This is a genomic window from Acidocella aminolytica 101 = DSM 11237 (genome assembly GCF_900129125.1).
GTDB classification, from domain to species: domain Bacteria; phylum Pseudomonadota; class Alphaproteobacteria; order Acetobacterales; family Acetobacteraceae; genus Acidocella; species Acidocella aminolytica.
This window is the reverse complement of record NZ_FQVJ01000077.1, coordinates 1-4,209: the sequence shown is the minus strand read 5'-3', so window position 1 is coordinate 4,209 and position 4,209 is coordinate 1. Positions and strand designations below refer to the sequence as shown.

Here is a 4,209-nt window from a genome sequence, read left to right as displayed (position 1 = left end):
CTTTCGAATTCGCGCTGATATTTGATGTGCCGGCAAGGCGGAAGCCAGCCCGCTCCGCTTGTTCGACAACAAACGCTTGTGGCAGACGGCCAAGTTTGAAGCTTTGCGTAACCGACATCGAATCCAAAGCACGATGTGCAACAACACCAAGAATCCCGCCCGGCTTCAAGGTCTGAAAAGCGTTGCGGAAAAAGCGATCGATGATCACATCGGTCACGCCACCATGCACGTTCGCATACATAAAATCATGCATGTTCAGGAAGGTCAGGATCATGTCGGCCGAATCCGGCGCGCCGAGCGCCATATAGGCCGGTGGCTCGAAGGGTTCGCGCCTGATGCGGCCATAAACCGCTGGATCGGATGCCAGTTTCCGCTGGTATGCGATCGCCTCCTTGCGCATGAACGGATTGGGGCTGCTCGTTACCGGAGTCGCCTCGATCAGCGTCCCGCGGTCGCGCAGGAAGGGGGCGAGAATCTCAGTGTACCATCCCGCGCCCGGCAGGACCTCGACTACTCTCATGTCGGGACGAATGCCGAAAAATTCGAGAGTTTTCAGCGGATGACGATAGCGGTCGCGTTTGACGAAAGCAGGCGTCCGCTGCGGACCTTGGATCGCCTTCACGAGCGCGTCATGCACTGCGGCCGGCGTTGCTGCCGCTGCCGGTTGTGTGAGACCGGCAGCCAGCGGCAAAAGGATCGTCAAAGCTAGAAGCGAATATTTCACAGCATACTCCCTAGTTTGTCAAAGAAAGAACTAAGAATGATAGGGCAGACTAGATATCAGTGTGGCCGGGGGCAGGCAGATGCCTTTGTCACTGCACGACTGCACCGCGACCCTCAGGATGAGGCTTCCGGTTGCCTTGAAACGATCCAGCACTTGTCCTGAAAGCGACGCTTTCAGGACAGTGCCGTTATTGTAGACGCGGATTGCAGTGCCTTGCAGGACGATGTGGCTGTTCCGTCCTCGCGGGTAAGCGATGTCGAGCGCTACCGGGCTGCCCGCGATCGTCGCTTTTTCGACCGTCGGGATCAGGAAGGGCAGGGAGGCCGGATTGGCGTTCACGTGCCAACCCTTCCGGATGTCAAGGCGAACCACAAGCACCGCTGGAGATGCCGGCGACTCTCGCGGCAGGGCTAGATGGACGGTCACATTAACCTTATCGACACTAGTCGGCATATGGAACTCGCCTTTCTTGCCATTTGTGCCGTCGGGCGTAGCTATTGGCCCATGTGTGGACGGCGCATGCGAGACATATCGACCGCCGGCAAGGATTGCGAACACCGCGATAATCGTTGAGGCGACATACCAGTATTTTCTTGTCATCCAGTCATATCCAAATGGCTCGCACTACGATCGATTGCTGCAACCAGCGCGGCTGGGCTAAACAATCCCCGGAATATCTCGGTCATGTGACCTTCTGGGTCCCGGACTTCGGCGAACGGCAGGCCAGCACCTCCATCTTTGACCAACAGCCGCTCCATGGCGGGGTTGGGCCGGGTCAAATCGACTCGAAGAGCCACGAGATTCTCACGTTGCGCTGCACGCACAACGGCCGGCGCAACATAAACGGTCTTTTCGAGAATTTTGCAGTTGATACACCAAGCGGCGGTGAACTCCACGAGTACGGGGCGATGCGCGCGACGTGCAGCCACGAGTTGCGCTTCGGTGAACGGCCGCCAGTGCAGCGGTCCGCCGTGTGGGAGCATGAGCAGACCACCGGCAAAAGCGGTTGACAGCCCGAGCGCGGCGGCACTGATCGCCACAATCCGGACAGTCAATGTGCCGCGCTGCACGATCGCCACCCCCGCCCAGACAGCCAAGCCAACGGCCCAGGCGCGCCAGAGCCACAAGGTCACATGTGTGGACAGGAGGCTCCCGGCAAAGAAAACGGCACTAGCCAAGAGCAGAAAGGCAAGAGCCTGTCGCAGCCGACGCGACCATTCGCCGGCTTTGGGCAGTCTGTCGAGCAAAGATGGATGCAGCAGAATTACGACATAGGGAAGCGCGAGCCCAAGACCGATAGTCAGAAAAACCGCTACCAGTACCGCAGGCGCCTGGGTAAGGGCGAAGGCCAGAACGCCACCGAGGAACGGACCGGTGCAGGGCGTCGACAGTATCGCTGCTAGCACACCGGATATCAGCGGTTCCATATGCCGCCCACCGCCCATGCGGTAGGCAAAGGCCGGAACCGGCATGTCGATATCGAAGAATATCATCGCCGCGAAGCCAGCCATCATCGCGATAAGAAAAGCGATGATGGCTGGAGATTGAAACAAGACACCCCAGGTCCAGTGTAGCAGCGCCCCGGCGCCGCCAATCGCGAGAAAAAACAGCAAGGTTCCCGCGAGAAAGGCAACCGCAGCTTCCACCCGCTGCCGGGGCGAAGCGCCGGCATGATGGATGATGGTGCGTATCTTCAGCGGAATGACCGGCAGGACGCAGGGCGTCAGGTTAAGCAACACACCGGCCAGAAAGGCCAGCGCGAGTTCACTTGGAAGACCTAAGGCCGATGCCGGCATATCAACCCGGTCCTAGACCTTGATGCTGTCGTAGCGAACCTCGGTCATCATGCCCGTCGTCATGTGGTAGAGATTGTGGCAGTGGAGCGGCCAACGCCCAGGGTTGTTGGCCTCAAACGCAATCCGCACGCTGCCCATCATCGGCGTAACCAGCACAGTGTCTCGCATGGCGCCTTGGATCGGTCGACCGTTCACCGCGATGACCTGGAATGCATGACCGTGCAGATGCATCGGGTGCGCCATCATCGAATGATTGACCATCTCGATTTCCACACGCTGGCCCTTCTGGAGCATCAGCGGCGTGATGTGTGGCCAGTTTTCCCCGTTCAGTGACCAGGAATAGGGTTTCATGTCGCCCGAAAGGACTATCCGGTGCACAAGGTCGGGCTTTCGAGGTGAAAGCGGAGCACGTGCGGTTAACCGCGTTTCCAGAGAATTGTCGATCGGTTGCATCTTGTCGAGCCCGGTTTCCTCGATGCGGGCAACCGGCGCCCCAGGCGTCGCCAGCACAATCCCGGTGCGCCGCCGTGTGCCCTCAAGCCGGGCGAGGATAGGGAATGCGCCGGTACTTGGCAGATCAACCAGGATGTCGAGCCTCTGTGCGATCGCCAGAGGAAAGCGTCGCCCAGCCACCGGATGCACCGGATGACCGTCGACAGCCACTACATGACCGGCCAACGCGCCTAAATCAATCCAGAACTGGCTGGAAGACGCCCCGTTGATGATTCTAAGTCGGACCCGTCCGGAACGTTCGATCTGAACAATCTCGGGATCGCGGAGGGTACGATCATTCGCCAGAAAAGCATCATAATCAATATCGTTCAGGTCCATGGTCATGCTGCCCATGGACCCCATGCCGTTGTCCTTCGACATGGCGCCCATATGGCCGGACATCATATTACCCATACCCTGCATGCCTTGCATCATGCCTTTGGTATTTTCACTTGGCATCTGTGCTAATGAGGGGGCAGCGGCATTCTCACTCGTGCGCGCCATGGCGTGGATCGCGGAAGGTGTTTGTCCAGTCAGGCCGGCCAGTAACTCGTCCGACCCCGTGAAACTGAAATCATGCAGCATGAGCACGATCTCCTGACGGTCCTCGCGCAGTTCTGCCGCGTCACGGACGATCAACGGTGCTGTCATCAGACTTTGCTCCTGCAGGCCCTGATGTGAATGCATCCAGTAGGTCCCTGGGATCGGCACGTAGTCATAGGTGCGTGTAGTAGCCGGGGCGAGGGGGGGAGTCTGTGGCCAGGGGAACCCATCCTGGGTCCAAGGCGGGATCTGGCCGTGCCAATGGATGATCGTGTGATCGGCGGTCTGATTAGCGAGTTCGACCTGGAACCGCTCGCCCGGCACCAGGACAAGGCCAGGACGTCCAGCCTCGTCGGCCAGGCGGAAGACTTTCGCAGCGCGACCGTTTACCTCAAGGCTGCGCGTTCCGGCGATCAGCCGATGTCCTGTGCGAGTGGTCGTGGCAGCGTGGGCGTCAACCGCGCTCATCGCACCCAGCGTCAGGCCACCGGCAATAAGGCCGCGGCGGGAAACCATCGTCATCTTCTTATCCTTTTTCTTATTCAGCAGTTAACGCTGCGAAAGGGTCAGCCGATCCCGCGTTCGGGGCAGTCAATGAATTTTGTAACCTTCATCCTCAATGGCCTTAATCACGGCCTCGGTCGGGATCGTCGC

5 protein-coding genes and 1 pseudogene are annotated in these 4,209 nt (G+C 59.2%); 1 reads left to right on the top strand and 5 read right to left on the bottom strand.

Annotated features, from left to right (window positions below; genetic code table 11):
• From BUB54_RS19500 to BUB54_RS21690, 5 genes and pseudogenes are all read right to left on the bottom strand, one after another.
• A partial coding sequence (locus BUB54_RS19500; protein ID WP_073212036.1) for a class I SAM-dependent methyltransferase occupies positions 1-724 on the bottom strand: 724 nt, incomplete at its 3' end.
• Between the two features lie 30 nt (positions 725-754).
• Entirely contained in the window at positions 755-1,324 is a 570-nt protein-coding gene (locus BUB54_RS19495) for a protein-disulfide reductase DsbD domain-containing protein (RefSeq protein WP_048879154.1), read from the bottom strand.
• Positions 1,321-2,520, bottom strand: a complete 1,200-nt coding sequence (locus BUB54_RS19490) for a protein-disulfide reductase DsbD family protein (RefSeq protein WP_048879153.1) — start codon at positions 2,518-2,520, stop codon at positions 1,321-1,323. Before BUB54_RS19490 ends, BUB54_RS19495 begins: the two co-directional genes overlap by 4 nt.
• Before the next feature lie 12 nt (positions 2,521-2,532).
• Positions 2,533-3,663, bottom strand: coding sequence for a multicopper oxidase family protein (locus BUB54_RS19485; protein WP_244890803.1), 1,131 nt, complete (start codon positions 3,661-3,663; stop codon positions 2,533-2,535).
• 30 nt (positions 3,664-3,693) lie between these two features.
• Positions 3,694-3,879 (bottom strand): annotated as a pseudogene (locus BUB54_RS21690) (multicopper oxidase domain-containing protein); the annotation flags it as partial.
• Here BUB54_RS21690 and BUB54_RS21685 point away from each other — a divergent pair.
• On the top strand, positions 3,817-4,209 hold a 393-nt coding region (locus BUB54_RS21685; RefSeq protein ID WP_244890804.1), incomplete at its 3' end, for a hypothetical protein. The pseudogene BUB54_RS21690 and the gene BUB54_RS21685 overlap by 63 nt on opposite strands.